Here is a 3,391-nt window from a genome sequence, read left to right as displayed (position 1 = left end):
CGGCGTTCGACCAAATCGCCGCCGCAGTGCCCCTTGCCGCCCGCCGGGCGGCCGAAGCCGCCGCCGGAGAGGACAAACCCTGATGGCCGAGCAGACCCGGGTCCACGTCGTGCGTCACGGCGAGGTGCACAACCCCAGCGGCGTCCTGTACGGCCGGCTGCCCGGCTTCCACCTGTCCGACCGGGGCCGTGACCAGGCGGCCGCGGTCGCCGACGCCCTGGCCGGCCGGGACATCGTCGCGGTGGTCGCCTCCCCGCTGCAGCGGGCCCAGGAAACCGCCGCGCCCATCGCCGCCAAGCACGGCGTCGCCGTGGACACCGACCCCGACCTGATCGAATCGGCCAACTTTTTCGAGGGCCGCCGCGTCGGCCCGGGCGACGGCGCCTGGCGCGACCCCCGGTTCTGGTGGCAGCTGCGCAACCCGTTCACCCCGTCGTGGGGCGAGCCGTACGCCGAGATCGCGGCGCGGATGAGCACGGCGGTGGACAAGGCCCGCGCCCGCGGAGCCGGCAGTGAGGTGGTGTGCGTCAGCCATCAACTGCCGGTGTGGACGCTGCGGCTGCACCTGACCGGCAAGCGGTTGTGGCACGACCCGCGGCGCCGGGAGTGCGGGCTGTGCTCGATCACCACGCTGGTGTACCAGGGCGACCGGCTCGTCGACGTCGAGTACGCCGAACCGGCGGCGTTTTGATCATCCGGCGGCTGGCGATGGCCGGGGTCGTGCTGACGACCCTGGCCACCGGCTGTTCTTCCGGTCGCGACGCCGTGGCCCAGGGCGGCACCTTCGAATTCGTTTCGCCCGGCGGGAAGACGGACATCTACTACAACCCGCCGTCGGGCCGCGGCCGCCCCGGTCCGCTGTCCGGGCCCGACCTGGCCGACCCGGCCCACCCGCTGTCGCTGGACGATCCGATCTTCGCCGGCCGCGTCGTCGTCATCAACATCTGGGGGCAGTGGTGCGGCCCCTGCCGGGCCGAGGTCAGCCAACTGCAGCAGGTGTACGACGCCACCCGCGACGCCGGGGTGTCTTTTGTGGGCATCGACGTGCGCGACAGCAACCGGCAGGCGGCGCTGGACTTCGTCAACGACCGCCACGTCACCTTCCCCTCCATCTACGACCCGGCGATGCGCACCCTGATCGCGTTCGGCGGCAAGTACCCGACCACCGTCATCCCGTCGACGCTCGTGCTGGACCGCCAGCACCGGGTCGCGGCCGTGTTCCTGCGCGAACTGCTGGCCGCCGACCTGCAGCCCGTGGTGCAGAAGGTGGCCCACGAGTGACCGGATTCACCCAGATCGCCGCCGCCGGGCCGCTCCTGGTGGCCCTCGGCGTGTGCCTGCTGGCGGGTCTGGTGTCATTCGCCTCGCCCTGCGTGGTGCCGCTGGTGCCGGGCTACCTGTCCTACCTGGCGGCCGTCGTCGGCGTGGACGAGCAGCCGCCCCCGGGCGCCGTCAAGGCCCCGCCGTCGGCGCGGTGGCGGGTCGCGGGCTCGGCGGCGCTGTTCGTCGCGGGCTTCACCACGGTGTTCGTCCTGGGCACCGTGGCCGTCCTCGGAATGACGACGACGCTCATCACCAACCAGCTGCTGCTGCAGCGGGCCGGCGGCGTACTGACGATCGTCATGGGCCTGGCCTTCGTCGGCCTCATCCCGGCCCTGCAGCGCCAGGCCAGGTTCAGCCCGCGGCAGCTCACCACCGTCGCCGGCGCGCCGCTGCTGGGCGCGGTGTTCGCCTTGGGCTGGACCCCGTGCCTGGGGCCGACGCTGGCCGGCGTGATCACCGTGGCCTCGGCCACCGACGGCGCGAGCGTGGCCCGCGGAATCGTGCTGGTGATCGCGTACTGCCTGGGCCTGGGCATCCCGTTCGTGTTGCTGGCCCTCGGTTCGGCGGGCGCCGTGGGGGCGCTGGGCTGGCTGCGCCGCCACACCCGGGCCATCCAGATCTTCGGCGGCGCGCTGCTGATCACGGTCGGTGCCCTGCTGGTGACCGGGGTGTGGAACGACTTCATCTCCTGGCTGCGCGACGCGTTCGTGTCCGACGTGAGGCTGCCGATTTGAGGCGCGCACTCGCCTGGGGGCGCAACACCTGGCGCGCGTTGACCTCGATGGGCACCGCGCTGGTGCTGCTGTTCCTGCTCGCGCTGGGCGCGATTCCCGGTGCGCTGCTGCCGCAGCGCAGCCTCAACGCCGGCAAGGTCGACGACTACCTGAAGGCGCACCCCGTGATCGGGCCGTGGCTGGACCGGCTGCAGGCGTTCAACGTGTTCTCCAGCTTCTGGTTCACCGCCGTCTACGTGCTGTTGTTCGTCTCGCTGGTCGGCTGCCTGACCCCGCGTATGATCGAGCACGCCCGCAGCCTGCGGGCCGTCCCGGTGGCCGCCCCGCGGAACCTGGCCCGGCTGCCCAAGCACGCCAGCGCCCAGATCCACGCCGACGCCGACGAGCTCAACGCCCTGGCCAACACGATCACCGGCCGGCTCCGGGGTTGGCGCACGGCCATCCGGCACGAGGGCGAAGTCGTCGAGGTGTCCGCCGAGAAGGGGTATCTGCGCGAGTTCGGCAACATTGTGTTCCACTTCTCGCTGCTGGGCCTGCTGGTCGCGGTGGCCGTCGGCAAGCTGTTCGGCTACGAGGGCAACGTCATCGTCATCGCCGACTCCGGCCCGGGCTTCTGCTCGGCCTCGCCTGCCGCGTTCGACTCGTTCCGCGCCGGCAACACCGTCGACGGCACGTCGCTGAACCCGATCTGCATCCGCGTCAACGACTTTCAGGCCCACTACCTGCCGTCGGGGCAGGCCACGTCGTTCGCCGCCGACATCGACTACCAGGCGGGCCGCGACCTGGCGGCCAACAGCTGGCGGCACTACCTCCTGGAGGTCAACCACCCGCTGCGCGTCGGCGGTGACCGGGTGTACCTGCAGGGCCACGGCTACGCGCCCACGTTCACCGTGACCTTCCCGGGCGGGCAGACGCGCACGTCGACCGTGCAATGGCGGCCCGACAACCCGCAGACGCTGCTCAGCTCGGGGGTGGTGCGCATCGACCCGCCCTCCGGCAGCTACCCCGGCGCCGTCGAGCGCCGCCAGCACGAGATCGCCATCCAGGGCCTGCTCGCGCCGACCGAGCAGCTCGACGGGACGCTGTTGTCGTCGCGCTTCCCGGCGCTCAACGCCCCCGCCGTGGCCGTCGACATCTACCGGGGCGACACCGGGCTGGACACCGGGCGGCCGCAATCGCTGTTCACGCTGGATCCGCGGCTGATCCAGCAGGGCCGGCTGACCAGGGAGAAGCGGGTCAATCTGCGCGCGGGGCAGGAGGTGCGCATCGACCAGGGTCCGGCGGCGGGCACCGTCGTCCGCTTCGACGGCGCGGTGCCGTTCGTCAACCTGCAG

4 protein-coding genes are annotated in these 3,391 nt (G+C 72.1%); all 4 read left to right on the top strand.

Annotation, left to right across the window (positions count from 1 at the left end):
• The first annotated feature begins 82 nt into the window (after positions 1–82).
• Positions 83–691, top strand: a complete 609-nt coding sequence (locus A5692_RS06095) for a histidine phosphatase family protein (protein ID WP_068053416.1) — start codon at positions 83–85, stop codon at positions 689–691.
• A 17-nt stretch (positions 692–708) separates the two neighbouring features.
• Positions 709–1,281 carry a TlpA disulfide reductase family protein gene (locus tag A5692_RS06090; protein WP_068053419.1) on the top strand — a complete coding sequence of 191 codons (573 nt, stop codon included), beginning with the start codon at positions 709–711 and terminating at the stop codon, positions 1,279–1,281.
• Positions 1,278–2,057: a cytochrome c biogenesis CcdA family protein gene (locus tag A5692_RS06085; RefSeq protein ID WP_068053413.1), complete on the top strand. Its 780-nt coding sequence runs from the start codon at positions 1,278–1,280 to the stop codon at positions 2,055–2,057. The genes A5692_RS06090 and A5692_RS06085 overlap by 4 nt, the downstream gene beginning before the upstream one ends.
• A gap of 47 nt (positions 2,058–2,104) precedes the next feature.
• The coding region (locus A5692_RS06080) for a cytochrome c biogenesis protein ResB (protein ID WP_068053409.1) at positions 2,105–3,391 on the top strand (1,287 nt) is incomplete at its 3' end.

This window comes from Mycobacterium sp. E342, from assembly GCF_001667665.1.
In the GTDB taxonomy this organism is placed as follows: domain Bacteria; phylum Actinomycetota; class Actinomycetes; order Mycobacteriales; family Mycobacteriaceae; genus Mycobacterium.
This window is presented reverse-complemented; position numbering and strand designations above follow the sequence as displayed.

What these genes read in the sequence shown, in the direction of transcription:
- A5692_RS06095 (WP_068053416.1), top strand. Translation starts at nt 83, where the DNA reads ATGGCCGAGCAGACCCGGGTCCACGTCGTGCGTCACGGCGAGGTGCAC.
- A5692_RS06090 (WP_068053419.1), top strand. Translation starts at nt 709, where the DNA reads ATGGCCGGGGTCGTGCTGACGACCCTGGCCACCGGCTGTTCTTCCGGT.